The organism is Rhodococcus opacus (assembly GCF_012396235.1).
Lineage (GTDB): Bacteria > Actinomycetota > Actinomycetes > Mycobacteriales > Mycobacteriaceae > Rhodococcus_F > Rhodococcus_F opacus.
This window is the reverse complement of the sequence record NZ_JAAXPA010000012.1, coordinates 39,677-64,563: the sequence shown is the minus strand read 5'-3', so window position 1 is coordinate 64,563 and position 24,887 is coordinate 39,677. Positions and strand designations below refer to the sequence as shown.

Annotated in this window: 27 protein-coding genes and 3 tRNA genes; 15 read left to right on the top strand and 15 right to left on the bottom strand. The window is 66.9% G+C overall.

Features of this window, described 5'->3' with window-relative positions:
* Positions 1-108: 108 nt before the first annotated feature.
* The 5 genes from HGB39_RS17895 to HGB39_RS17875 all read left to right on the top strand — a co-directional run bounded on the left by HGB39_RS17895 (position 109) and on the right by HGB39_RS17875 (position 2,935).
* Positions 109-182 (top strand) — tRNA-Ile (locus tag HGB39_RS17895).
* A 120-nt stretch (positions 183-302) separates the two neighbouring features.
* Positions 303-375: transfer RNA gene (locus tag HGB39_RS17890), tRNA-Ala, on the top strand.
* A gap of 94 nt (positions 376-469) precedes the next feature.
* Positions 470-1,303, top strand: coding sequence for a siderophore-interacting protein (locus HGB39_RS17885; RefSeq protein WP_005561073.1), 834 nt, complete (start codon positions 470-472; stop codon positions 1,301-1,303).
* A 19-nt stretch (positions 1,304-1,322) separates the two neighbouring features.
* Positions 1,323-1,913: a chorismate mutase gene (locus HGB39_RS17880; protein WP_005561071.1), complete on the top strand. Its 591-nt coding sequence runs from the start codon at positions 1,323-1,325 to the stop codon at positions 1,911-1,913.
* Positions 1,914-1,963: 50 nt separating this feature from the next.
* Positions 1,964-2,935: a helix-turn-helix domain-containing protein gene (locus HGB39_RS17875; protein ID WP_005561069.1), complete on the top strand. Its 972-nt coding sequence runs from the start codon at positions 1,964-1,966 to the stop codon at positions 2,933-2,935.
* Here the strand turns inward: HGB39_RS17875 and HGB39_RS17870 are convergent.
* Together HGB39_RS17870 and HGB39_RS17865 are read right to left on the bottom strand one after the other, a co-directional pair.
* Positions 2,925-3,389, bottom strand: a complete 465-nt coding sequence (locus tag HGB39_RS17870; protein WP_005561067.1) for a hypothetical protein — start codon at positions 3,387-3,389, stop codon at positions 2,925-2,927. The genes HGB39_RS17875 and HGB39_RS17870 overlap by 11 nt on opposite strands.
* A gap of 160 nt (positions 3,390-3,549) precedes the next feature.
* Complete coding sequence (locus tag HGB39_RS17865) at positions 3,550-4,110, bottom strand: hypothetical protein (RefSeq protein ID WP_005561066.1); 561 nt, start codon at positions 4,108-4,110, stop codon at positions 3,550-3,552.
* A 100-nt stretch (positions 4,111-4,210) separates the two neighbouring features.
* On the opposite strand from HGB39_RS17865, the gene HGB39_RS17860 reads away from it, so the two are divergent.
* Together HGB39_RS17860 and HGB39_RS17855 are read left to right on the top strand one after the other, a co-directional pair.
* On the top strand, positions 4,211-4,738 hold the full coding sequence (locus HGB39_RS17860) for a peptidylprolyl isomerase (RefSeq protein WP_005263459.1): 528 nt from the start codon (positions 4,211-4,213) through the stop codon (positions 4,736-4,738).
* A 13-nt stretch (positions 4,739-4,751) separates the two neighbouring features.
* Positions 4,752-5,669, top strand: a complete 918-nt coding sequence (locus HGB39_RS17855; protein ID WP_005249084.1) for a rhomboid family intramembrane serine protease — start codon at positions 4,752-4,754, stop codon at positions 5,667-5,669.
* On the opposite strand, the gene HGB39_RS17850 is transcribed toward HGB39_RS17855, so the two are convergent.
* Both HGB39_RS17850 and crgA read right to left on the bottom strand, forming a co-directional pair.
* Positions 5,663-6,121 carry a PH domain-containing protein gene (locus HGB39_RS17850; RefSeq protein WP_005561063.1) on the bottom strand — a complete coding sequence of 153 codons (459 nt, stop codon included), beginning with the start codon at positions 6,119-6,121 and terminating at the stop codon, positions 5,663-5,665. The genes HGB39_RS17855 and HGB39_RS17850 overlap by 7 nt on opposite strands.
* A 67-nt stretch (positions 6,122-6,188) precedes the next feature.
* Complete coding sequence (gene crgA / locus HGB39_RS17845) at positions 6,189-6,452, bottom strand: cell division protein CrgA (protein WP_005249082.1); 264 nt, start codon at positions 6,450-6,452, stop codon at positions 6,189-6,191.
* A gap of 119 nt (positions 6,453-6,571) precedes the next feature.
* Between crgA and HGB39_RS17840 the strand changes: the two genes are divergently transcribed.
* Both HGB39_RS17840 and HGB39_RS17835 read left to right on the top strand, forming a co-directional pair.
* Positions 6,572-7,273, top strand: a complete 702-nt coding sequence (locus HGB39_RS17840; protein ID WP_005561061.1) for a DUF881 domain-containing protein — start codon at positions 6,572-6,574, stop codon at positions 7,271-7,273.
* A gap of 54 nt (positions 7,274-7,327) precedes the next feature.
* Complete coding sequence (locus HGB39_RS17835) at positions 7,328-7,981, top strand: aminodeoxychorismate/anthranilate synthase component II (RefSeq protein ID WP_005263451.1); 654 nt, start codon at positions 7,328-7,330, stop codon at positions 7,979-7,981.
* A 60-nt stretch (positions 7,982-8,041) separates the two neighbouring features.
* On the opposite strand, the gene pknB is transcribed toward HGB39_RS17835, so the two are convergent.
* From pknB to HGB39_RS17800, 7 genes are all read right to left on the bottom strand, one after another.
* Positions 8,042-9,961, bottom strand: a complete 1,920-nt coding sequence (pknB, locus tag HGB39_RS17830) for a Stk1 family PASTA domain-containing Ser/Thr kinase (protein ID WP_005263449.1) — start codon at positions 9,959-9,961, stop codon at positions 8,042-8,044.
* Positions 9,958-11,343 (bottom strand): protein kinase domain-containing protein, encoded by a 1,386-nt coding sequence (locus tag HGB39_RS17825; protein ID WP_005561059.1) that lies wholly within the window; start codon positions 11,341-11,343, stop codon positions 9,958-9,960. Before HGB39_RS17825 ends, pknB begins: the two co-directional genes overlap by 4 nt.
* A gap of 2 nt (positions 11,344-11,345) precedes the next feature.
* Positions 11,346-12,833, bottom strand: a complete 1,488-nt coding sequence (locus HGB39_RS17820) for a penicillin-binding transpeptidase domain-containing protein (protein WP_005263445.1) — start codon at positions 12,831-12,833, stop codon at positions 11,346-11,348.
* The gene (locus tag HGB39_RS17815) at positions 12,830-14,284 is read right to left on the bottom strand and encodes an FtsW/RodA/SpoVE family cell cycle protein (protein WP_005249076.1); all 1,455 of its coding nucleotides are present in this window, start codon (positions 14,282-14,284) and stop codon (positions 12,830-12,832) included. The genes HGB39_RS17820 and HGB39_RS17815 overlap by 4 nt, the downstream gene beginning before the upstream one ends.
* The gene (locus HGB39_RS17810; RefSeq protein ID WP_054247680.1) at positions 14,284-15,753 is read right to left on the bottom strand and encodes a PP2C family protein-serine/threonine phosphatase; all 1,470 of its coding nucleotides are present in this window, start codon (positions 15,751-15,753) and stop codon (positions 14,284-14,286) included. Before HGB39_RS17810 ends, HGB39_RS17815 begins: the two co-directional genes overlap by 1 nt.
* Positions 15,750-16,214, bottom strand: coding sequence for an FHA domain-containing protein FhaB/FipA (locus HGB39_RS17805; RefSeq protein WP_005249074.1), 465 nt, complete (start codon positions 16,212-16,214; stop codon positions 15,750-15,752). Before HGB39_RS17805 ends, HGB39_RS17810 begins: the two co-directional genes overlap by 4 nt.
* Positions 16,215-16,470: 256 nt before the next feature.
* Complete coding sequence (locus HGB39_RS17800) at positions 16,471-17,775, bottom strand: FHA domain-containing protein (RefSeq protein ID WP_043789061.1); 1,305 nt, start codon at positions 17,773-17,775, stop codon at positions 16,471-16,473.
* Positions 17,776-18,030: 255 nt separating this feature from the next.
* Between HGB39_RS17800 and HGB39_RS17795 the strand changes: the two genes are divergently transcribed.
* From HGB39_RS17795 to HGB39_RS17775, 5 genes are all read left to right on the top strand, one after another.
* Positions 18,031-18,116 (top strand) — tRNA-Leu (locus tag HGB39_RS17795).
* 280 nt (positions 18,117-18,396) lie between these two features.
* Entirely contained in the window at positions 18,397-18,792 is a 396-nt protein-coding gene (locus HGB39_RS17790; RefSeq protein ID WP_005263438.1) for a DUF6292 family protein, read from the top strand.
* Positions 18,793-18,846: 54 nt separating this feature from the next.
* Positions 18,847-19,500, top strand: a complete 654-nt coding sequence (locus HGB39_RS17785) for a hypothetical protein (RefSeq protein ID WP_005565381.1) — start codon at positions 18,847-18,849, stop codon at positions 19,498-19,500.
* Positions 19,497-19,958, top strand: a complete 462-nt coding sequence (locus tag HGB39_RS17780; protein ID WP_005565380.1) for an RDD family protein — start codon at positions 19,497-19,499, stop codon at positions 19,956-19,958. The genes HGB39_RS17785 and HGB39_RS17780 overlap by 4 nt, the downstream gene beginning before the upstream one ends.
* Positions 19,959-19,998: 40 nt before the next feature.
* A complete protein-coding gene (locus HGB39_RS17775; protein ID WP_005565378.1) occupies positions 19,999-20,682 on the top strand; it encodes a helix-turn-helix domain-containing protein in 684 nt (227 codons plus the stop codon).
* On the opposite strand, the gene HGB39_RS17770 is transcribed toward HGB39_RS17775, so the two are convergent.
* A complete protein-coding gene (locus tag HGB39_RS17770; protein ID WP_005565376.1) occupies positions 20,672-21,067 on the bottom strand; it encodes a VOC family protein in 396 nt (131 codons plus the stop codon). The two genes, HGB39_RS17775 and HGB39_RS17770, sit on opposite strands and share 11 nt — an antisense overlap.
* Positions 21,068-21,178: 111 nt before the next feature.
* On the opposite strand from HGB39_RS17770, the gene HGB39_RS17765 reads away from it, so the two are divergent.
* A complete protein-coding gene (locus tag HGB39_RS17765) occupies positions 21,179-21,574 on the top strand; it encodes an SRPBCC family protein (RefSeq protein ID WP_043789065.1) in 396 nt (131 codons plus the stop codon).
* Between the two features lie 230 nt (positions 21,575-21,804).
* On the opposite strand, the gene HGB39_RS17760 is transcribed toward HGB39_RS17765, so the two are convergent.
* The 3 genes from HGB39_RS17760 to HGB39_RS40600 all read right to left on the bottom strand — a co-directional run bounded on the left by HGB39_RS17760 (position 21,805) and on the right by HGB39_RS40600 (position 24,828).
* On the bottom strand, positions 21,805-22,158 hold the full coding sequence (locus tag HGB39_RS17760; protein ID WP_005565372.1) for a hypothetical protein: 354 nt from the start codon (positions 22,156-22,158) through the stop codon (positions 21,805-21,807).
* A gap of 602 nt (positions 22,159-22,760) precedes the next feature.
* Positions 22,761-23,084, bottom strand: a complete 324-nt coding sequence (locus HGB39_RS17755) for an immunity protein CdiI family protein (protein ID WP_005565370.1) — start codon at positions 23,082-23,084, stop codon at positions 22,761-22,763.
* Positions 23,085-23,193: 109 nt separating this feature from the next.
* A complete protein-coding gene (locus HGB39_RS40600) occupies positions 23,194-24,828 on the bottom strand; it encodes an RHS repeat-associated core domain-containing protein (RefSeq protein ID WP_471897030.1) in 1,635 nt (544 codons plus the stop codon).
* Positions 24,829-24,887: the final 59 nt, after the last annotated feature.

The following is a 24,887-nucleotide window of genomic DNA, read 5'->3' as shown; positions in this document are numbered from 1 at the left end:
GCTGGGAAAAGAGCGTCTCGCCGGACCGGTTTTGGTAGTTGCCGGTCCGGTGGGGTAATCTTCCGACTCGGTTCAGGGAACTGCGCGAGATGAGTTTCCAGACTTCAGGGGCCTATAGCTCAGGCGGTTAGAGCGCTTCGCTGATAACGAAGAGGTCGGAGGTTCAAGTCCTCCTAGGCCCACTCCTGGTGCCGGTGAAAGGTCATTCGCATGAAGGTCCTCCTGTTTGTGGGAGCCGGAGTGCTGGTGGCGATCGGACTGTCCAAGTTGCTTCGCGGCAATGAGGTGTGGCACGAGGTAACGGGGCCTTAGCTCAGTTGGTAGAGCGCTGCCTTTGCAAGGCAGATGTCAGGAGTTCGAATCTCCTAGGCTCCACAAGTACAAATACAGAAGTAGCGTGCCCCGGATTCGGAAGAGTCCGGGGCACGCTGCTGTGCGGACCAGAACCGGGTGAGGTTACCCTTACTTCATGACTGCCCTCGATCCCGGAGCCCGTGAACGTCTCGACCCGCGCGGTCGCGTCGCATCCCACCACCGGACCGGTGAGGGAACCGCACGCATCGGATACCCGATCGGAGTCCGCACGGTCACGGTCCGTGCACGCGAGTACGTCACACCCCGCATGGTGCGTCTGACGCTCGGGGGCCCCGGCCTCGACGGATTCCACACCTACCAGGCCGACGATCACGTCAAGATCGTGTTCCCCGATCCGGACGGCACCCGCCGCGTCCCGGTGGTGAACGACGCGATGATGCTCGACTGGCCGCGACCGCTCCCGACCACGCGGAAATACACCGTCCGCCGCTACGACGCCGACGCCCGCGAACTCGACCTCGACTTCGTGCTGCACGAGGGCGGGCTCGCGTCCTCCTGGGTAAGGACGGTCGCGATCGGTGACGACGTGACCATCGCCGGACCGCCCGGCGCGAAGGCATTCGCCCACAACTTCGACCACTACGTCTTCGCGGTCGATTCCACCGCGCTCCCGGCGGTCGCGCGGTGGCTCGACGAATCCCCGGCCGACGTCTCGGCGCACGTCGTGATCGAGACCGACGACGACGTCGAGCACGGTTACCCGCTGGCCGTGCGCGAGAACGTGGACGTGACGTGGCTCGTGCGCGACGGCAGCGAGTCCGCCGTGGCGTCGACGGTGCAGTCGCTCGATCTGCCCGACGGCCGCTACTTCCTGTTCGCGGCAGGCGAGGCGACCGACATCAAGCCTCTGCGCGCGTGGAGCCGGGGCCGGATGGATTCGCTGTTCACCGGGTACTGGAAACGCGGAGTCGCCGGGCTGGACGACTGACCGGCCCTACACTCGCACCATGACCACGGTCCGGCCAGCACTCGCCCGCCGCGCGGCCGTCGCCGCGGTGATGCTCGGGCTACTGACGGCAGGCGGTACCGCGCCCGCGGGTGCGCAGACCCGACCACTGGAACCGATCGCCCGGGCGGTCTCGCTGCGCCTCGCCACGGCCGACGCGGTGGCGGCGGCCAAGTGGGGCACCCCGTCACCGATCGACGATCCCGCGCGCGAGGCGCAGGTTCTGAATGCGGTCGCCACGCAGGCCGCCGACGAGGGCCTGAGCGCGGCGCGGGTGCAGCAGGTCTTCCGGGACCAGATCGAGGCCAACAAGGAGGTGCAGCGGGCCCTCTTCGCCTGGTGGAGCGTCGCGCCCGGTGCGGCGCCGACTGTCCGGCCCGACCTGACACAGGTTCGTCCGGTGATCGACCGCCGGAACTCGGACATACTCCTGCAGCTGCGCGAACAGGAGGCCGTGCTCGCCGGTCCGGGGTGCGTGCCCGCGCTCGTCGACGCCACGGTCGCGGTGGCGGCCGAACAACGCCTCGACCCGCTGCATCAGGCCACGCTGGCGCGTGCGCTCGTGTCGATCTGTGGGCCGGTCCGCGAATGACTGGCCGTTCCGACATGGTCCGACAAGATGTCGCCAATTAGAGTGGGGTCATGATCTTCAAGGTCGCGACGCTCCTCCTCGACCGTGTCTCGATGTTCGAGTTCGGGGTGGTCTGTGAAGTGTTCGGAATCGACCGCACCGAACACGGGGTTCCGCCGTTCGACTTCCGGATCTGCGGGATCCGTCCCGGCGAACCGCTCGCGTCGATCACACCGGGACTGACGCTCTCCGCCGACTTCGGGCTGGACTTCCTGCGCGACGCAGATCTCGTCGTCGTCCCGCCGCCGGGGGCGCAGTCCGACTTCCCGGTGGAGGCGCTTGACGCGGTGCGTGCGGCCGCGAATGCCGGTGCCATCGTCCTCAGCCTGTGCTCGGGTGTATTCCTGCTCGGCGAGGCGGGACTGCTGGCCGGACGCAAGTGCACCACCCACTGGGAGTACGTCGACGAACTGGCCACCCGGTTCCCGACGGCAACCGTCGACCCCGACGTCCTGTTCGTCGACGAGGGCAACCTCGTCACCAGTGCGGGCACCGCGGCAGGCATCGACGCCTGCCTGCACGTGGTCCGCCGGGAGCTCGGTTCCACCGTCGCCAATACGATCGCCCGGAGGATGGTCGTGCCGCCGCAACGCGACGGGGGACAGCGGCAGTTCATCGAACAGCCGGTGGTCGCGTGCACGTCGGACAGTCTGAGCGAGACGATGGCGTGGATGAGCGAGAATCTCGAGCTGCCGCACACGGTCGACGAGCTCGCGGCGCGCTCGTCCATGTCGACGCGCACCTTCGCACGCAAGTTCGCGGCCGAGACGGGCACCACCCCCGTGAAGTGGCTGACGACGCAGCGGGTCCTCTACGCACGGCAACTACTCGAGGGCACCGACCTCGGTCTCGAGGCGATCTCGAGACGCAGCGGATTCGGGTCCGGTGCGCTTCTACGTCACCACTTCAACCGGGTGGTCGGCGTCGCACCGGCCGACTATCGGCGCCGGTTCGGCTGCAACGCGGCCGAACTCAGGCAATGAACGTGCCGATGGCCGGGTTCGCCTGGCAGATCGGGCTACTGCCGAAGTTGATCGATCCGAACGCCGTCGCCACCACGTTCCCGACGCCGGTGTTCACCGTCGCGGACAGGAAGGGGTAGACACCGCCGAGGTTCACGACCCCCGACCGTCCGCTGTCGGTGTTGACCCAGGCCACGGTGACCTGCGCGGCTGCCGGAATCGGTGCTGCGGCGGGGCGTGACTCGAACCGGATGTCGCCGTCGGCGATGGGCGGCGACGCCTCCGGCCCGGACTGTCCGGTGAGCGCCGTCAACGACATCAGGCTGCCCTGGTTCGGGCATCCGATGGTCAGAGCCGGTCCGCCGAACGGGTGGGGCGGGTCGGCGCCGGCGGGGCCGGCCGTCAGCACAGCCGCGGTGGCGGCGATCGGAAACGCGACGGCGGCGATACGGTGGACGATACGTCTGGCGGTCATGTCTGCTCCTCGGAACGGATCCTCGCGCTGGTGCGCATCTGCCTGCGGGATACCCCTGGTACAAGCCGTGAAACGAAAGGATTCGCAGATGCCGGAGACCGTGCCGACCGATCCTGCAGCCGCCCGGCTGGCGCCGGGCCACACCGAGCGAGCGCGCGCCCTACTGGCCGGGGAGTGACGGGTCGGTTGCGGTGAGGGGCTTCGTCGCCGTGGGCGGCGTGGGCTCCTGCGTGTTCGTGCTGTCGAGGTCGCGCAGGTTCGGGGGAGCGGACGCGACCCGCGGCTGCTCGCGGCGGCGGCTCTTGAAGAACACCGCCCCCCCGGCCACAGAGGCACCCACGAGGACGATGATCGCGATGCGACGGCCCTTCCGCGACTTCTTCTCCTCGACCGGCGCCGCGGCCGAGGTCAGGGGACGAACGACATCCTGGGCGACCTTCTTCACCGGCACGGTCCGGGCGCGTTCGTAGCCCTTCTTGGCCAGCGAGGCACCCTGACGGCCGAGGAACAGACTGAGCTGGCCGGCGCCGCGAGCCGTGGCGAGTGCCGCCGAGCTTGCGTAGCGCCGCGCCTGATCGACAGCCTCGGATTCCTTGACGCGGGAAGCCGAATCCTCGACGTGGGCCAGAGCGGTCTCGACTCGTTCGGAGACCTGCTCCTGCAGGGTCTCGGCGCGTTCGGTCGGAAGCAGATTCGTGAGGGACTCCGTCGCTCGTGTCATGTCCCCACTTTGTCACAAGAACCGGGAGCACGAACCGATCCGAAGGACTCGAGTCACCGCGGCGGAACCACACGGAACCCCACAATGGCAACATGGTGGTGTGACTTCACCTCATCAGACCGCAACCGCAACGCTGCACACCAACCGCGGCGACATCAAGATCGCGCTGTTCGGCAACCACGCGCCCAAGACCGTCGAGAACTTCGTCGGCCTGGCCAACGGTTCGAAGGACTACAGCACCGCCAACGCCGGTGGCACCGACTCCGGACCGTTCTACGACGGCGCCGTCTTCCACCGCGTCATCGACGGATTCATGATCCAGGGCGGCGACCCCACGGGTACCGGCGCCGGTGGCCCGGGCTACAAGTTCGGCGACGAGTTCCACCCGGAACTGCAGTTCGACCGCGCGTACATCCTGGCCATGGCGAATGCAGGCCCGGGAACCAACGGTTCGCAGTTCTTCATCACCACCGGCCCGACCCCGCACCTCAACCGTCGCCACACCATCTTCGGTGAGGTCGTCGACGAGGAGTCGAAGAAGGTCGTCGACGCCATCTCGACCACTGCGACGGATCGCGCGGACCGTCCGCTCGAGCCGGTCGTGATCAACAGCGTCACCATCGCGTAGGGAACCGCAGCACATGACCAACCCCGGCTGGGGCGGTGCCGCGAACGAGGGCACTCCGCCCCAGCCGCGGTGCGTCCGCCACCCCGATCGGCCCACTGCACTGTCGTGCAATCGGTGCGGTCGTCCCGCGTGCCCCGAATGCCTGCGCGAAGCAGCCGTCGGCTACCAGTGTGTCGACTGTGTGGCCGCCGGGCAGCGTGATGTCCGTCAGGTTCGCAACGTCGCCGGCGCCGTGACCACGCAGCGTGCGGTGCCGCTCGTGACGTACATCCTGATGGCCGTGAACGTCGGCATCTTCCTGATCACCGCGGCGCAGTCCCGCAGCATCATGCAGAACCAGGCGGGATCGAAGCTCTTCGCGGACTGGGCGCTGTTCCCACCCGCTGTCGTGGACGGGCAGATCGTCCGCGTGCTCGGCAGCGGATTCCTCCACTTCGGCATCATTCACCTGGCCGTCAACATGTTCGCGCTGTGGGTGATCGGCCGCGACACCGAACTGGTCCTCGGCCGCGCCCGCTACGCCTGCGTGTACTTCGTGTCCCTGCTCGGCGGTTCCGCCGCAGTGATGCTGTTCCAGCTCGGCGCGGTCACCGCGGGGGCGTCGGGCGCCGTCTTCGGACTGATGGGCGCTCAGGCCGTCATCCTCCTGCGGCTGCGACGCAGCCCCGCACCGGTGATCTCGGTGATCGCCGTCAACGTGATCATCAGCATCACGATCCCCGGCATCTCACTGTGGGGGCATCTCGGCGGCCTGGTCGCCGGAGCCGCGGCCACCGCGGGAATTCTCTACGGACCCCAGCTGCTGGGCGCCGGGAACAACCGGGAGAAGGCAATCACCGTCGGCTGGATCTGCCTCGGCGTCGTGGTGCTGGTGCCGCTGGCCGTCATCGCGGTCCGCACCCTGCAGCTCCGCGCGAGCTTCGGCTACTGACCCCGGCCCACCAGACGATGCACCGCGAGGGCGTCGAACACGTCCTCCGGATTGGTGCCGAGATCCCAGCGGCCGAAGATCAGGAGGCGTTCGGTGCCGTCCTCGGTGCGGATGTCGATCTCGAGCATCGGCACCCGGCGACCCAGCCGGGGGTAGCGCACGAGTCGCGCGCGGTCGATCTCCGAGCGGGCATACCTGTGGCGGCCTCTCAGCCGGTTCACCACGATCCCGCCGCACTCCTTGTCGACGGCGAGACGGGGGCGTTGCCGGAGCGCCGACGCGGCGGTCAGCAGCAGCCCGAGGGCGGCGACGCACACGAGAACACGGCCCGCCGGCTCGGTCGACACGGCAAGTCCCGCGACCCCCAACGCGACTCCGCCCGCAGCGAGCGCGATCACCGCGCCGAGGGGCGTCGACCACTCCAACGGCGCCTCGTCAGCAGACATCAGCACTCGACCTGCGGCTATCCACAGGGGTTGTCCACATTGGGGATGAATGACATCGGTGTAATTGTGATCGTCAACGCCAGCGCATCGTCATGATCAGACCGACCACCATGAAGCCGAATCCGATGAGGAAGTTGTAGGCACCGAGGTTGTTCATCCACTCGAGCTGGTCGGCGGCCAGGTAGTAGACGAGCAGCCACACCAGCCCGACCAGCATGAACCCGAGCATCACCGAGACGTACAGGGTGCTGGAGGGGCCGGCCTTCACCTTCACCGGGGTGCGGCTCGCAGGGTTGATCGTGTAATCGGTCTTCTTTCGGACCTTCGACTTCGGCATGACGTCCTCGTTCGTGCGGCTCTACGGGAATGTGGGCAGGTAGATTCGGAAATACCTGCGTGTGTACACGCTAACGTAGCCGCGATTCGCGCGGCGAGGACGAGGGGACGGAAACACCGGTGACCAGGTCGATCTTCTGGCGGATCGCGGTGCTGGTGGTGTGTCTCGTGGCCGGCCTGCTGGTGGCCACCACCCGTCAGGTGTCGCACGGCAACGAGATCCGCGCCGGCGATTCCACCCGGCTGTCCGACCTCGTGCGGAACGCGCAGTCCGAGACCGACCAGGTGGCCGAGACCCGCGACCGGCTGGCGGCGCAGGTCGAGTCGCTGCAGCAGGACGCCGCCGCGTCCGACAGCGGTGTCGCGCAGGCGCTCGCCGACACCAAGGCGCTCGCCACGGATGCCGGACTCACGCCGATGACCGGTCCCGGCGTCACCGTCACCCTCACCGACGCCCCCCGCGACGCGGACGGCAAATACCCCGTCGACGCGTCCCCGGACGATCTCGTCGTCCACCAGCAGGACGTCCAGAGCGTGCTGAACGCGCTGTGGGTGGGTGGCGCCGAGGCGATCAGCATGCAGGACCAGCGGATCGTGAACACGTCGGCGCCGCGCTGCATCGGCAACACCCTGCTGCTGCACGGCCGCACCTACAGCCCGCCGTACGTGATGTCGGCGATCGGGGACCCCGCGCGACTGGAGTCGGCGCTCGCGAACGAACCCGGAATCCGGGTGTTCAAGCAATATGCGTCGCGGTTCGGCCTCGGCTATTCGGAGGCGGCGTCCGGCCAACTCACCGTGCCCGGTTACGCAGGGCACTGACCTGAACGGTCCCCGGCCGTGCAGAGCACGAGGCGGGCAGAATACCCTGCTTCCATGAGGATTCTCGTCGTCGACAACTACGACAGCTTCGTGTTCAACCTGGTGCAGTACCTCGGACAGCTGGGAACACGGGCCGTGGTCTGGCGCAACGACGATCCGAACCTCACCGGGCCCGACGCCGTCGCGGCGGCAGCGGCCGAGTTCGACGGCATTCTGCTGAGCCCCGGCCCCGGCACACCGCAGCGGGCAGGCGCGACGATGGACCTGGTCACGGCATGCGCCGCCGCCGAGACACCGCTTCTCGGGGTGTGCCTCGGGCACCAGGCGATCGGGGCCGCGTTCGGCGCGACCGTCGACCGGGCACCCGAACTCCTGCACGGCAAGACCAGCGTCGTCCACCACACCGGCGAGGGTGTACTCGCGGGTCTGCCCGACCCGTTCACCGCCACGCGCTACCACTCGCTGACCGTCCTGGAAGACACCATCCCGGACGAACTCGAGGTCACCGCCCACACCGACAGCGGCATCGTCATGGCGATGCGGCACCGGGAACTGCCGATCCACGGCGTCCAGTTCCACCCGGAGTCCGTGCTCACCGAGGGTGGGCACCGCATGCTCGCGAACTGGCTCACCGTCTGCGGCGAAGCCCCGAAGGAATCCCTCGTCGCCACCCTCGAGACCGAGGTCGCGCAGGCGCTGGGCGCGTAGCGCCCGTGCGCCTTTGTGGTAGCTACCGCAACCAGAAAGGCGCACAGGCGGCGGAGGCGCCTACCGCGGGATGCCCAGCGCGCCGACACCGACCGAGACGACACCGTTCTTGGTGATCTCCGATCCCGGCGGCTGTTCCTGGCTGATGATCTTGCCGACCATCTCCGGGTCCAGGGTGGACGTCTGCGTCTGATTGATCGAACTCGACGACCCACTCCAGCCGGCGCTGCGCAGCTCGGCGAGCGCCTGCGACACCGTCTTGCCGGTCAGGTCCGGCATCTCGATATTGTTGCCGTTCGACACCCGGATCTGGATGGTGTCGCCCTTGGCTGCGGTGGAGCCGCCGACGGGGTCGGTGGAGACGACCTGGCCCTTCGGCACACCGGAATCGATGTTCTGGATCTGCACCTTGAATCCGGCACCCTCGATGTTGGCCTGCGCGACCTCGACCTTTTGGCCGGTCACGTCGGGGATGCGGATCTGCTCCGGCCCGGTGCCCAGCGTGACGGCGACCTCGGAGTCGAGGGAGATGCTCGCCCCGGAGGACGGGTTCTGCTCGATCACCTTGTCGACGTCGGACACGTCGGACGGTGCGCGGGCGACGGCGGTGTCGAGCCGCAGACCCACCGCGTTCAGCTCCTGCTGCGCTTCCTGCTGGGTGAGGCCGGCGAGCCGCGGGACCTTCACCTGTTCGGGTCCGGACGACACCTCGAGGGTGATCGTGCTGCCCTCGTCGACCTGCACCCCGCCGACGGGCCGGGTGGTGATGACGTTGCCGGTCGCCACGACGGCGTCCGGTTTCTGCTGCCGGGCGACGCGGAAACCGAGGTTCTGCAGTGTCGTCTCGGCGTCGTCCGCGGCCTGGTTCGTGACGTCCGGCATGGTTACCTGATCGGCCTTCGAACCCGGTCCCACGGACCACAGGAACGCGCCGACGATGCCGACGACGATGAGGGCGCCCAGCGCCATCAACGCCACCCGCATCGGGTTCTTCTTCTTGTCGGGCTCGCCGCCGTCCGTCTTCGACGCGGTGGCCGGGGTGGGTGACTGCGGGCGCCGGTAGTTCCCCGCGCCGGAGTCGACGGCACCGAGGATCGTGGTGCGGTCCTCGTCGCTCATCACCATCGGCGCGCTGGGGCGCTGCCCGCCGAGTACCCGGACCAGGTCGCTGCGCATGTCCGCGGCGGTCTGGTAGCGGTTGGCGGGGTTCTTGCTCATCGCCTTGAGGATCACCGAGTCGAGCTCACGCGGAATGTCCGGGTTGACCACGGACGGGGTCTGTGGGTCCTCCCGCACGTGCTGGTACGCGACCGCGACCGGGGAGTCACCCTTGAAGGGGGGTTCTCCGGTGAGGATCTCGAACAGCACGCACCCGAGCGAGTACACGTCGGAGCGGGCGTCGACCTGCTCGCCGCGGGCCTGCTCGGGCGACAGGTACTGGGCGGTGCCGATGACGGCAGCGGTCTGCGTCATGGGGCTGGACGCGTCGGAGATCGCTCGCGCGATGCCGAAGTCCATCACCTTCACCGCGCCCGCCCGGTTGATCATCACGTTGGCGGGTTTCACGTCGCGGTGGACGATGCCGTTGCGGTGGCTGAAGTCGAGCGCCGCGCACACGTCAGAGATGACCTCCATCGCGCGGCGGGGCGCCATCGGGCCCTCGCCGCGCACGATGTCCCGCAACGTGTCACCGTCGACGTACTCCATCACGATGTACGGCAGCGGTCCCGCGTCGGTTTCCGCCTCGCCGGTGTCGTAGACGGCCACGATCGCCGGATGATTCAGCGCCGCGGCGTTCTGCGCCTCCCGGCGGAACCGGAGGTAGAACGTGGGGTCGCGGGCGAGGTCGGCGCGCAGGACCTTGATCGCGACGTCCCGGCTGAGCCGGACGTCGCGGGCGAGGTGGACCTCGGACATGCCACCGAAGCCGAGAATCTCACCCAGCTCGTAGCGTGAGGAGAGGTTGCGCGGTGTCGTCATGGCAGTCCTTGTGGGGTCGGAGTAGTTGACTCCTCCGACGTGGTCGTCGTGGTCGTCGTCGTGGGTGCGGTGGTGGTCGTGGTGGTGGTAGTCGTCGTCGGCTCTGTCGTCGTCGTGGTCGTCGGCTGGGTGGTGGTCGTCGTGAACGGCTGGGTGGTGGTCGTCGTATACGGCGGCTCGGTGGTGGTCGTCGGTTCCTCGGTCGTGGTGGTGGTCGTCGGCCGCGGTGTCGTCGTGATCGTCCGCAGCGACGACGTGATCGCCGGCGACGTCGGTTCCTTCGTGTCACCACCGTCGAACAGGACGAGCGCGAGCGCGATGATCGCCGCCAGCACCAGCAGACCACCCGCACCCCAGGCCACGGCCTTCTGGCCGCTGGTCAGCCCGCCCTTCTTGCCGTCACCGTTCGAGTCGTCCGGCGGCACCTGCCCCGTGACCGGTCCCGCGTACGCGGTCTGCGAGGGCGGCATCATCTGGGTTGCGCCGGTCATCGGCGGGGGCAGCACCCGCGCCGCCCCGGTACCCGACATGCCGGGCGGCGGGGGACGCCTGCCTGCCCGGACCGCCGCGACCGCGTCGGCGAACTCTCCACCACTGGCGTAGCGGGTGCTCGGATCCTTCGCGATGGTGATGTCGATGAGTTCGCGGATGTTCGGCGGCAGGTCGCTCGGCAACGGTGCCGGTGCCTCCTGCACGTGCTTCATCGCGACCGTGATCGCGCCGTCGCCGACGAACGGGCGACGTCCGGACAGCGCCTCGTAGCCGACGATGCCGAGAGAGTACACGTCGCTCGCCGCGGTCGCGTCCTGCCCGAGCGCCTGCTCGGGGGCGATGTACTGCGCGGTGCCCATCACCATGCCGGTACGCGTGACCGGCGAGTTCTCCACGGCCTTCGCGATGCCGAAGTCGGTGATCTTCACCTGGCCGGTGGGGGTGATCAGAATGTTGCCCGGCTTCACGTCCCGGTGCACGACACCGGCGTCGTGCGCCACCTGCAACGCCCGGCCGGTCTGCTCGAGCATGTCCAGGGCGTGCGGCACCGCGAGACGGCCCACCCGTGCGAGGACGGCGTTGAGCGGCTCACCGTTGACGAGTTCCATCACCAGGTAGGCGGTGGAATCGCCGGTGGCGTCGCGGACCTCGCCGTAGTCGTAGATCCCGGCGATGCCGGAATGGTTCAGCTGCGCGGTGGTGCGCGCCTCGAAGCGGAATCGTTCGACGAACTCCGGGTCGGACGAGAACTCGGACTTCAGCACCTTCACCGCGACACGACGATTGAGCCGGTTGTCCGTCGCTTCCCAGACCTGTCCCATTCCGCCCGTGGCGATGAGCCGGATCAGGCGGTATCGATTGGCGATCAGCGCGCCGTTGTTCAGTGCCACAATCAGCCCCCTTGTAGTCCGGCTGCGATGACGGCACGGCCGATAGGTGCAGCCACCGAGCCGCCGGTTGCGGCCAGTGCACGATCTCCGCCGTCCTCGACGATGACCGCGATGGCGACGGTCGGGTTCTGGGCGGGTGCGAATCCGATGTACCAGGCGTGGGGCGGGGTGTTCCGAGGGTCGGTCCCGTGCTCGGCGGTGCCCGTCTTGGACGCGATCTGGACGCCCGGGATCTTGCCTTCGCCGCTGGTGTTGTTCTCGGAACCGATCATCAGGTCGGTCAGGGTGGCCGCCACCTGGGACGACATCGCCTGGCCTTCGGAGACCGGGTTGGTGGTCGCGAGGTTGGACAGGTCCGGCCCCTGCAATTCGGATACCAACTGCGGTTGCATCCGCACGCCACCGTTGGCGACGGTAGCCGCGATCATCGCGTTCTGCAGCGGAGTGAGCGCGACGTCTCGCTGGCCGATGCTGCTCTGGCCGAGTGCGGCGTCGTCGGGGATCGATCCGATCGTGCTGTCCGCGACGGGGAACGGGACGCCGGGCATCTGCCCACCGATGCCGAGCGCGCTGGACTGGTCGCTGACGGCGTCGGTGCCGGTCTTGACTCCGAGTTCGACGAACGCCGTGTTGCACGACCGCGCGAACGCCTCACGCAACGACGCGGTGGGGGCACCGCCACACGTGGAGCCGTTGTAGTTCTCGAGCGTCGTGGAGGTGCCGGGAAGGGTGATCTGCGGGGCCGCGGTCAGCTGGGTGTCGGGGGTGGTTCCGGCGGCGAGCGCGGCGGCGGTCACCACCACCTTGAACGTGGAACCGGGCGGGTACGTCTGCGACACCGCACGGTTGATCAGCGGCTTCTCCGGGTCGGCATTCAGGGCCTCCCACGCCGCGGTGGTCTCGGTGCCGTCATGGCTGGCGAGCGAGTTGGGGTCGTAGCTCGGGGTGCTGACCATCGTGAGGATGCGTCCGGTGCTCGGCTCGATCGCCACGACCGAACCGGTGTAGCCCTTAGCCGTCAGCTCGTCGTACGCAACCTGCTGCATGACCGGGTTGATGGTGGTCACCACGTTGCCGCCGCGGGGGTCGCGCCCGGACACGAGGTCGAAGAAGCGTCGTCCGAACAGCCGGTTGTCGGAACCGTTGAGGACCGGGTCCTCGGTCCGCTCGAGACCGGTGCTGCCGTATTGCATCGAGTAGAACCCGGTGACCGGTGCGTTGGCCAGCGGGCTGGACGGTGCCGCCGGGTTGGGCGGGTAGGTGCGCAGGTACTTGTAGCGGTCGTCGGTCGGGACGGACGCCGCGAGCACCTGGCCGGCCGCCGAGATCTGGCCGCGCTGACGCGAGTACTCGTCGAGAAGCACGCGCGAGTTCCGCGGATCGGCCCGCAGGTTGTCCGCCTTGATGACCTGGACGTAGGTGGCGTTGGCGAGGAGGGCGACCACCATCACCATGACGGCGATCGCGACGCGACGCAGAGGTGTGTTCATGAGCGCGGCACCATCTCGGTCGGGGCGTCGGCGATGGGTGCGGGGCCCTTCTTCTTCGGGACGGCCGGCTCACGGGCGGCGTCGGAGATCTTGATCAGGATCGCGAGGAGGAGATAGTTGGCGAGCAGCGACGACCCACCGTACGACATGAACGGCGTGGTCAGCCCGGTGAGGGGGATCAGCTTGGTGACGCCGCCGACCACCACGAACACCTGCACCGCGATCGTGAACGACAAACCGGCCGCGAGCAGCTTGCCGAAGCTGTCCCGGACGGCCAGCGCGGTGCGCAGACCACGGATGACGAGGATCAGGAACAGCATCAGGACGGCGGCGAGACCGATGAGACCGAGCTCCTCACCGATCGTGGCGACGATGAAGTCGGTCTTCGCGAACGGCACCTGGGCGGGCCGTCCGCTGCCGAGTCCCGTTCCGGCGACGCCACCGGTCGCGAGCCCGAACAGCGACTGCGAGATCTGGTAGCCGGTGTTGTTGTAGTCGGCCAGCGGATCGAGCCAGGTGCTGACGCGGACCCGGACGTGGCCGAACAGCTGGTAGGCGAAGAAGAAGCCGATACCGAGCAGTCCGGCGCCGATCAGCAGCCATCCGACGCGCTCGGTGGCGATGTACAGCATCACGAGCACGGTGCTGAACAGCAGCAGCGACGTGCCGAGGTCCTTCTCCAGCACGAGCACACCCACCGACACCATCCATGCGAGCAGGATGGGTCCGAGGTCGCGGGCGCGGGGGAGGTCGATGCCGAACACGTGCTTGCCTGCGGTGGTGAACAGGTCGCGCTTCGCGACCAGCACCGACGCGAAGAAGATGATCAGAAGGATCTTCGCGAACTCGCCGGGCTGAATGCTGAAGCCGGGGAGGCGGATCCAGATCTTCGCGCCGTTCACCTCGGAGAAGCTGGACGGCAGGATCGCCGGGATGGCGAGGAACACCAGTCCGGCGAGGCCCAGCGTGTAGCTGTAGCGGGCCAGGAGGCGGTAGTCCTTGAGCAGCACCAGCACCGCCACGAAACCGGCGATGGCCAGCGTCGTCCACAGCACCTGCTGGTTGGCGTCCGGCGACGGCACGGGCAACCCGAAGTAGGCGGCGGACTGTGCGTCGGCGAGGTCGAGTCGGTGGATCAGCACCAGTCCGAGGCCGTTGAGCAGCGCGACGATCGGCAGGATCAGCGGGTCGGCGTACGGAGCGAACCGGCGCACCGCGAGATGCGCGATCAGGAACAGCGCCGAATAGGCGGCGGCGTACTTGGCGAGATCCCAGGTGATGCTCTGTTCCTGGCTGGCCTCGACCAGCACCAGCGAGATCGTCGTGATCAGGATCGCGAAACCGATCAGGATCAGCTCGGTGCCCCGACGCGTCGACTGGACGGGGGCTGGCGCGAACCCGCCGGGTGGACTGGGAAACTGCGCCCCCGGTGATGCACTTGCGACCGACATCAGCTAGCCGTCCTGCAGTTCTGACCGGGAACCTGGGTCACGGTCGGCGCCGGGGTGGCGGTCGGAGTCGGGGGTGCGGTCGGCCCCGGAGCGGGCGGTACCTCGGCCGGGGGAACAGGTGCAGGCGCGGGCGGCGGCGTGGTCTCCGGGACGGGAGCCGGCGTCGGTGCCGGCGTCGTCGTCGTGGTGGTGGACGACTCCGACTCGCAGACCGGAAGCAGATCGTTCTGGGCGAGCCGCGTCATCTGGTTGCGGACGTCGTCGAGCTTGCCCGAGGGCAGCCCGGCACGCACCTGCTCGCGGGCGGACGGCTGGAGGTCGTCGACCTCGAGGATGGTGCACCCGTTCGGCGATTCGGTCGGCGACATCAACGTCAGGTCGCCGGCATCGCTGACACAGCCGACGAGATTCGCTTCCTGCAGCGAGTAACCGAGCACCGAGCCGGGGACTCCGCGCAGCACGGTGACGCGTTCGCCGTCGGCGCCGACGTAGTAGTTGTTGCGGACCAGAGCCCGCCCCACGAAGGCAGCGACGGCGACCACGACGATCAGACCGAGCGCGAATGCAGCCCACCACATGCGGTGACGCTTCTTCTTCGTCGGCGGTTCCTCGACCTGCGGGACGACCCGCTTCGGGGTGGCCCGCGGCGGACGCATCGCGGCGGCACGCCCCGCGGCGGTGTTGGGCGGCGGGGTGTCCTCTTCGTCGTCGGCGGAGGCGGCACCGGCGACGATGGGGTGGCTCTGTCCGTAGTCGAGGTCGATGACGTCCGCGACGACGACCGTCACGTTGTCCGGGCCGCCGCTGCGCAGGGCGAGTTCGATGAGCCGGTCGGCGCACTCGTCCTGCGAGCCCTCCCGCATCGTGTTCTCGATGGTCTCGTCGCTGACCACGTCCGACAGTCCGTCGGAGCACAGCAGGTAGCGGTCGCCCGCACGCGCCTCGCGGACCGTCAGCGTCGGCTCGATCTCGTTGCCGGTGAGGGCGCGCATGATGAGCGACCGCTGCGGGTGGGTGTGAGCCTGCTCGGCGGTGATCCGTCCCTCGTCGACGAGGGACTGCACGAACGTGTCGTCCCGGGTGATCTGCGCGAGGGAGTCGTCGCGGAGCAGGTAGGCGCGGGAGTCACCGATGTGGACGAGCCCGAGCTTGTTGCCGGAGAACAGGATTGCGGTGAGCGTGGTGCCCATGCCGTCGAGTTCGGGGTCCTCCTCGACGTGGTCGGCGATGGAGTCGTTGCCCTCCCGGGTGGCGGCCTCGAGCTTGCCGAGAAGGTCTTCGCCGGGCTCGTCGTCGTCGAGATGCGCGAGGGCCGCGATCATCAACTGCGACGCGACCTCACCGGCCGCGTGCCCGCCCATGCCGTCCGCGAGCGCCAGCAGGCGGGCCCCGGCGTACACGGAATCTTCGTTGTTGGAACGGACAAGGCCACGGTCGCTGCGGGCGGCATAGCGGAGTACGAGGGTCACGGGCGCAACTCGATTACCGTTTTGCCGACCCGTACGGGGGTACCGAGCGGCACGCGGACAGATGTGGTGACCTTGGCGCGATCCAGATACGTGCCGTTGGTCGAGCCGAGGTCTTCGACGTACCAGTCGGCGCCTCGCGGGGAGAGCCGAGCATGGCGGGTGGAGGCGTAGTCATCGGTGAGAACGAGGGTGGAGTCGTCGGCCCGGCCGATGAGGACGGGCTGGGTGCCGAGGGTGATGCGCGTGCCGGCGAGGCCGCCCTGCGTCACCACCAGATACTTGGCCGTCTTGGTCTTTCCCAGCGACGGCAGCACATTGCCGCTGCGTGAATATCGGGGCGGCACACGGACGCCGGAGCCGGCGTAGATGTCGCCGCGCAACGCCCGCAGAACGGTCCAGACGAACAGCCACAGCAGGAGCAGGAACCCTGCTCGTGTGAGTTGCAGAATCAAACCTTGCACGGCAGTCCACCTCCTTCTGTGGCCGGAACGTTCGAGGTTCCAGCGTCTTTTTCTGGCAGCATCATAGGGGCAACCCGCACCCTGCGATCAGGATACGGACAGCCCACAACGATACGGAGTCCCCACCGTGTTACGTCCGACACGGGCTCCGACGCGGTGTCGGTCCAGTATCGAAGCCGTCTCGGTTGTGTCTCGGTGAGGGAGTTCGGGATCGGGTATCGGCGGTGTCTACTGGGGGACCTGATTCGGTGGAGCCTCAGAGGATTCGGACCAGGATCTCCGAATGACCTGCCCGGATGATGTCTCCGTCGGCCAGCTGCCAATCCTGCACGGGGGCACCGTTGACGGTGGTTCCGTTCGTGGAGCCGAGGTCGGACAGCATCGCGACCTGTCCGTCCCAGCGAATGTCGATGTGGCGGCGCGACACACCGGTGTCGGGCAGGCGGAACTGTGCCTCCTGGCCGCGGCCGATGATGTTGTTGCCCTCACGCAGCTGGAAGTGGCGTCCGCTGCCGTCCTCGAGCTGCAGCGTCGCCGTGAACGTGTGGCCGTCGGTCGCGTAGGCCTGCTGGCCGTAACCGCCCTGGTCGTAGTCGGCGTAGCCCGGCTGGTCGTACGCCTGCTGGTCGTAACCGCCCTGCTGGTAGCCACCGCGGTCGTAACCCTGGTCGTAGCCCTGCGGCTGCTGGTAGCCGGCGTCGGCGTAGGAACCGTCCGGGTAGCGGGCCGGAGCAGCCTGCTGGTCGTATGCCTGCGGGTCGTAGCCCTGCTGGTAGCCGCCCTGCTGGTAGTCGTAGCCGGCGTCCGCGGGCTGGTCGTAGCCGGGAGCCTGCGCGCCCTGGTCGTACGCCTGGCCGTACGCCGCATCCTGGGGGTACCCGCCGCGCTGGTCGTCGGGGTACTGCTGCTGGTCGTAGCCGCCCTGCTGGTAGCTGCCGCGGTCGTAACCGTTCTGGTAGCCCTGCGGGTACCGCTGGTCCTGACCTGCATGGGCATGACCGTTGCGCGCGTACTGGGGATCGGGATTGCGGTTGCCCGCTGGTTCGCGGCTGGGGTCGTAGCCTGAGTTCTGCGTCATGGGGCCAGCTCCTGGATTCGACGTGACGGGTACAAACGGTGCCTGTGGTCGCGGTGCGGGACCGCCTGGCGGTTCGGGTCGCCCCGGCGTGGCCGCCCCTGGGCGGCCGGCATCCGGATCCACCGAACCCCGGGTGCGGAACTGCCCGGTGTGCAGTGAAGGCGACGGTTCGAACGCGACATGAATGGGACCATACGTCTGCCAGCCCTGGTCGCGAATGAAGTCTTCGAGGTGTCGGGCGAAGGCCTTGACCGTCAAGTCTCTGTCGGCGGCAAGTTCTTCGTGGTCCGAGTTGTTGATGGCGATGACATAGCTGTTCGGCGCGAGCAGGTGCCCACCGTCCAACTGCTGGATTCGGTCGGAGGCTTCCTGCTGAAGCGCGGCCTCCACCTCCTGTGGCACCACGCCGCCGCCGAAGACCCGGGCGAACGCGTCACCCACGGCTCCCTGGAGCTTCCGCTCGAAACGTTGAACTATCCCCATCGGAACCTCCTCACGGTGCCTGGCAGTCGGGCCTTCTGTCCTCGGTACGCGGTGGCTGTGACGGGACATGTCCGTGTCGCGGCACAGCCGTGCGTGTATCCCACGGTACTGTCATTGCCTCGGGCCACGACACGGGTCTACGCCATTGCATGATATCGGTCTTTGCCTGGACGGGTGTTTTTGTGGCCTTTTCGGGTCCTGACCTGTACGAATCGTAATTTCTGGCGACCTCGTGTTAATGTTTCCGGGTCGCTCGGGCGAGTGGCGGAATGGCAGACGCGCTGGCTTCAGGTGCCAGTGTCCTTCGGGACGTGGGGGTTCAAGTCCCCCTTCGCCCACCACAAGCGATTCTCCGGAATCGCGACATCGAGGCCACGAACTCCACGAGTTCGTGGCCTTTGTGTTTTCCCCGCAAGGGGCGGGGGTGGTGTATCCCCACCCCAGGGTGGCTACCGGGCGCCCCGTCGCCGCCCGACGATGGAGTAGAAGCTTCGTCGCGAACCTCCGGCCCTTACGGACCCGAACCCGTCCTCTCGGCGGTCCGTGACGAATGACTCGAGTGTGAACCTGCCGTCCGGCTCTTTCCGCTGGGTTTCTGCGAACGTCGAGAGTGGGTTGTGTATGAGCATCAGCCAGGTCCGGGCCACCAGCTCGGCGAATGTCGGTGAGTACGTCGGTTCCGTCGCGACGACGGTGGGCGCCCTGTCGGTCGACTGGTGGTGCACCCCCGCTTTCGACGCGGTCGTGACCCTGTCCTGCGAGATCCCCTACTACCGCGGCCGGAAGGCCGTTCTGGCCTGGAACCGCCACTTCGGGTGGTCGCTCGGGGTACACGGACTCACCCAGGGGAACGTGCTGGTGGTCGAGGGACTCGGGTTGGGACCGGCACCGGATCCCGCGCACTGCTCGGATCGGGTCGCCGAGTTGATCGCCGAACTCGCCGACTGGGCCCCTCGGCCGGCGTCCGGACAGCCCGCCCCACGTATCGTGCACGGCCCCGGCGCACCCCGCGGGTGACTCAGATTCCGGGAACCCCTGCATCCCCGGCGCAGACCGGCTTGGATTACGACTATGGACGGCAGGAAAGCCCCCGATCCGCTGCGCCTCGCGGCCGGCGTCGCCGCGACTGCCGGCGGTGCGTTGCAACGTGTGATCGGATTCGGCGTCGACACGGCGCGACTCCTGCCGGGCGTCGATCCGCTGCTGGTCACCCTCGAGGAACGCGGCACCCAGACACTCCGCAGCGCGGACGAACTCGCGGATCGGTTGCTGCACGCGGTACTCCGGAGAATCGTGCACGTCGCTCTTCAGGAGGTGGACCTCACCGCGATCGTGCATGATCACGTCGACCTGGACGTCGTCGCCGAGGGCATCGACATCCAGCGCATCATCGACCGGGTGGACATTGATGCCATCGCCGCCCGGGTGGACATCCCGCAGATCCTCGATCGAGTGGATATCGACGCCGTCGCCGCACGGATCGACGTGGATGCGATCGTCGATCGCGTCGACGTGGACTCCGTCATAGGGCGGGTCGACCTGGTGGTTCTGGCCGACACCGTGATCGAGGGCGTGGACCTGCCGCGCATCATCCGTGAGTCGACTGACTCGATGTCGAACGAGGCGGTCCGCGGCGTGCGAAACCAGGGCATGCAGGCCGACGACGCCGTCGCCGGGTTCGTGGGCAAGTGGTTCGGGCGCGGGCACGAACCGGACGATGCATGAGCACGCCGGCGCATCGTGCGGCCGGGATCGTGACCCGCGGACTGGCCGCAGGTATCGACCTGGCGGTCGTCCTGGCCATGATGGGCGGCATCTATGTCGGAGTGTTGTTCCTGCGGTTGCTGTTCTCGCCGCAGGAGTTCTCGTTCCCCGATGCCAATGCCGTGCTCTCCGCGACCTTGTTCATCGGCGTGGCGGTGCTGTACCTGACGGCATGCTGGTCGGTGAGCGGCCGCACCGTCGGTGCCGTGACGATGGGGCTGCGGGTGGTCAGCCGCAACGGTGAACTGATCGGCTGGCTGCGGGCCCTTCTCCGGGCGGTGCTGTGCGTGATGTTCGGGTTCGGATTGCTGTGGGCGGCAGTCGACGGCCGCCGCCGGTCACTGCAGGACATTCTGCTGCGGACCGCCGTCATCTACGACTGGGAGCCCGATCTGCATGTCGGCGAGCCGGAGATCTGACGCCACGCAGAGTGTCATAGCAGCTGCCTAGCATGGGGTCATGTACACGGAGCGGCGGTCGGTGTTCCCCGGCGCTGTGGTGTGGCAGAAGACCGCAGCCGGGGGTGAGGCGGCCATCCTGCCCGACGGCTGTATGGACCTCATCTGGATGAACGGTGACGTCGTCGTGGCCGGCCCCGACTCCCGGCCGTATCTCACCCGGAGCCGCGACGGCGACCGCTACGTCGGATTACGTTGTTCCCCAGGCACTCTGCCGGATCTCCTGGGGACGCCGGCGGAGGAGCTGACCAATCTGCGGGTGCCGCTCGCCGAGGTGCTGACAGACCGCGCCACCACGGAGTTTCTGGGCAGGATCGCCGACGACGCCGATCCGGGCCGGGCGCTCGAGGAGTTCGCGAGATCTCGCCGGCTCCTCGGGCCGCCGCCGGACGGCAGGATCCCCGCGATCGCGCGACTTCTGGAGCAGCAGACGTCCGTCCGTGAGGTCGCGGACCGGATCGGTGTCGGCGAGCGCCAACTGCACCGCCTGTGCCGACGGCAATTCGGTTACGGACCGAAGATGCTGGCCCGGATCCTTCGGTTGCAGTCGGCACTGGGGCTGGCGGATTCATCCATTCCCGCAGCTCAGGCCGCCGGCATGGCGGGGTTCGCCGATCAGGCCCACCTTATCCGCGAGGCGCACGAGTTGACCGGCCGCACGTTCGGTCAGCTGGTCACGGTGTGAGCGCGGCGAACAGGTCGACGGGGTTGCCGTCGGGATCGTCGACGGTGGCGTAACGCTGGCCCCACGGTGCATCCCACGGCTTCTTCCGACCGGTGTAGCCGCCGCCCGTGAACTCGTCGAAGAGCGTGTCGACGTCGGCGGCCGTTCCGCAGTCGAAGGCGAGTCCGATGCGATGCCCGCCGGCCGGTTCGGTCCAGTCGGGTGTGAACGAGCGGATGGTCTCGACCGTGTCCCACAGCAGGCGGAGCCCACCGGGAAACTCGAATTCGACGTGCGGTGCCTGATCGGCGTCGGCGGGAATGTCGAGTCCGAGCCGCCGATAGAACGCGAGCGACGTGGGCAGGTCGTGGACGACCAGTTCGATGGCACTGAATGTTGCGGTCATACCGAGAACGCTAACGACCTCAGGCGGACCCGCATTGAAGGTTTCGGACATCGAGCACCGGAGTCCGATTTCTTCAATCACCCGTGCCGTGTAGCGGGGATGCTGGGTGTCATGACCACCGAATCAACCCATGTCAGTGTGTTCATCGCTCGGCCCGCCGCCGACGTGTACGCCTACGCGAGCGACCCCGCCAACCTCCCCGCCTGGGCGGCGGGCCTGAGCACCAACATCACCCGGGACGGCGACCGCTGGCTCGCCGACTCCCCGATGGGACAGGTCGCAGTGACCTTCGCACCCGCCAACGACTACGGCATCCTCGACCACGACGTCACCCTCCCCAGCGGCGACACCGTCTACAACCCCGTGCGCGTCATCGCCGACGGCGACCACAGCGAAGTCGTCTTCACCATCCGGCGACGCGACGGCGTCACCGCCGACGAATTCGCGCAGGACGCAGCGGCCGTCAACGCCGACCTGCAGAGGTTGAAGGGGTTGCTGGAGGCGTGAGGGGGCCGCGGACCTCGCGTTTGCATACCGATTGGTCAAACGCGCATGCAATTGCGTGTGAAGCTGACCAAAAAGTGTGCGGATGTGGTGACTTCGCTCAGCTATTGCCGCTCGGCGTCAGTGAAAGCCCTCCTGTCGCACATTGGCACACCGATTAGCCAAATGCGGACGCAATCGCGGGTGCAAACAGCAAAACCATGTGCGGATGTCTCGAGAGGCATGTGGTGTCCCTAATGGAGCAAGAGCGAATCCTTAATGTTAATCGTGCCGCCGACGTTGATGTACAAGGTCCCGGCAATTTCGCCCGCTTCGAATTCTATTGCAATGACCAGTGAACCGTAGGTTTCGGCTAGTCGGAGTCGCGTTGCGCCTTCGCGAAAAAGGTCGAAGACAAGATGTGAGAGAACCGAAAACCTGAGCCTGATGGACCGGCCCAGAGGGTCGACGACGAGTTCGACATCTCCACCGCGATCAGTTGATGCGCGAAGGATATAGCCGCCCGGGATATCAGGCAACGGCTGGGACGCTATCTGATGAAATCTCGCCAGTTCGTCAGGAGCGGGTATTTCGAATGGGTGGTACACGGATGTCGAGTCTTACACACCCGCGCACCAATTGGTCATCTGCGCACGCAATTGCGGACGCACATAGCTAAAACGTTCGCGGATGTGACTGACCTCGACGTGCCCTCCGGTTAGCACGAGATTCCGCTATTCGTACCGAAGTGCGGCAGTCGGAATCGTGGCGATGAAGCTCCAATTAGGATTTATCGGCAGAGGTAGGCCAAGGTTGTCGAAGTAGCCGTCATTTCCTCCGTCCATGCCGCCGCAGCTGACAGATAGTCATGAGTGGTGAGGTTCTCGAACTCTTCGGAACTGTTTGCCACTTCAGCTGAGAGTTGACGATGAACTCGATAAGCCCCTCTCGATTGTGGATCTCGCTGGGTATCAGGGCATCAAATTTGTCCACTATTCGGGATTCCATTCCTGTCCGGCTTCAATTTGAAAAAATTCAAGCATCTCCCGACTGCAACTGCGACCAGAGTTGCAGTATCGATAGTAACTGCCCTGCGCCACCACTCTCGGCTTCGATCTCGCAATGTTCTCCGTAGTTCACCGAGCCGTTGCTCGGTTTCGGCACGGAACGTATTCGAAAAGATCAAGCGTGGGATAATTTCGACGGCGTCTCAGTGATCGATTCTTTTCAGCAAGCCTTCGCTATAGTATTCAACCTTGGCATCATCAACTAGTTCATCGGCGATCATTTGCGCAAGATTGAGGCCCCGAGTGTCTAATGAACAGATGATAGAGTTCCACTGCTCGCTCGACCGTACCGACATACTCAACGGTATGATTGTCTGGTAATCGGAATTCCAATCGGTGAGCATATTCTGCAATTCCGTGGACAGTCCCAGTTCTGAGGGGCTGGTTGGACCATCTTGTTGGTCGACCAGTGATAGAGCCAGAAAATCAGCCGAAAGCTTTAGATACTTCAACTCCCAGACCTCCATGTTCGGTGAAAAATGAGATTTCGATCCGTATTTACAGCAATCTCATAATATCCCGGCTTTCCATTGAGGAAACCATCGGCGCGATAGAGCAGAGAACCGTCGTTCTGAACTATCGGTTGCCGCCGCAGTATCTCGTCATCAAATGAGTACGGAAAGTTGTGCCCAGTCGGATCCTCGAGTCCTCTTGCTCGAATCCTTGGGTGATAGTCGTAGTCATGTTCGAACGCTTTCCCGTTTGTCCCATCACACGCCGCCGGCACCAGGCCGAGTGGGTCGGTCCATCCGGTGGGGTTGTGAGGGTAGGTGTTCGGGTTGGGTGAGGGGGCGGGTCCTGGGTGAGGTATCGGGCGGTGTCGGGGTTGTAGTACCGGTGCAGGTTGTAGTGGAGTCCGGTTTCCGGGTCGTGGTATTGGCCGGGGAAGCGGAGGGGTGTGTCGGTGGCGCCGTGCCAGATGGTGTTTCCCCACAGGTCGGTGGTGGCGTCGGCGACGCGGTCGGCGGTGCGGGGATCGACGAGTTCGATGGGTGTTCCGACGAGGTCGGTGACGATGGCGTAGAACTCGGTGTCGACGGCCCGCTGATCCCACAGACGGTCGATGTCGGAGGTGCGGCTGACGGCCTGGGTGAGGGGGGTGTAGCTGCCGTGCTGGTAGTTCCATCGGGTGGTGGTGTCGCCGGAGCTCTGCTCGAGTAGGTGCGTGCCGTCCCACGTGTAGCGGATGAGGTCGGCGACGGTGCCGTCGTGGTCGAGTCGTTGTTTGGTGGCGCGTCGGCTGAGGGCGTCGTAGGTGTATTGCCAGTGCCGGCCGTCGGGGGTGGTGACGTCGGTGAGCTGATCGAACGCGTTGTAGCGGTAGTGCCACACGTCCGGTGCATGTGACAGCCGGGTGGTGGTCTTCCGGATCAGACGTCCCACGGCGTCGTAGTGGAATCGGGTGCGGCCGTCGCGGACGAGCAGATTGCCGAGATACTCGCGACGATCCGAGCCGGAGTCCGTGATGTTGCCGAGCGGATCGTAGCGATACTGCTCGGTGGCATGGCCGTCCTGCACGACAGCGGTGATCCGACCGGCCGGGTCGAGGTCGAAGCTGCGTCGGACCACCCTGGACGCGTCCCGCTGGGTGGTGTGGTCGACGAGGTATCCGTCCGGCCGGTATGCGTAACTGTCCTGTCTCAGCGCCCGGGGCTGGACGCTCGGCTCGAGTCCGAGATTCAGGGTGGACGTTGGATGGGCGATCACGTCCTGGTTGGCGAGCTGGCCGCGCGGGGTGTGGTTTCGTCGCACGGCGAGTTCTCCGACGCGCCAGTCGGTCAATCGGCCGACGGAGTCGTGGCCGAAGGCCAGGTGGTGGCCGTCGGTGGTGAGTCCGAGGAGATGCCCCGTGGGATCCCACTGCCAACTCGTATCGCTTCCGGTGGGGCTGTGCCTCGTGGTGCGCCGACCGACCGCGTCGTATTCGAACCGCAACGCCGGGTTGTCGTCGACGGTCTCGCTGACCAACTGCCCGGTCGGGCCGTACGTGAATGTGAGGGAATGGACTTCCCGCCGGCGGGTGCCGGAGACGGCGGTGGTGACGCGTCCCGCGAGGTCGTGCGCGTAGTGGAGATGTTCGCCGGTGTCGGCACGGATGTCGGTGACGCTGCCGAGAATGTCGTACGTGTGCCGGCGGGTGATGCCGGTGGCGGGGGTGACCGATGCGACGCGACCCGCGGTGTCGTACGTGTAAGTAGTTGTGGCGCCGATGAAATCGGTTTCCTCGGCGAGCCGGCCGACCTCATCGTATCGGTAGGACCACGTGGCGC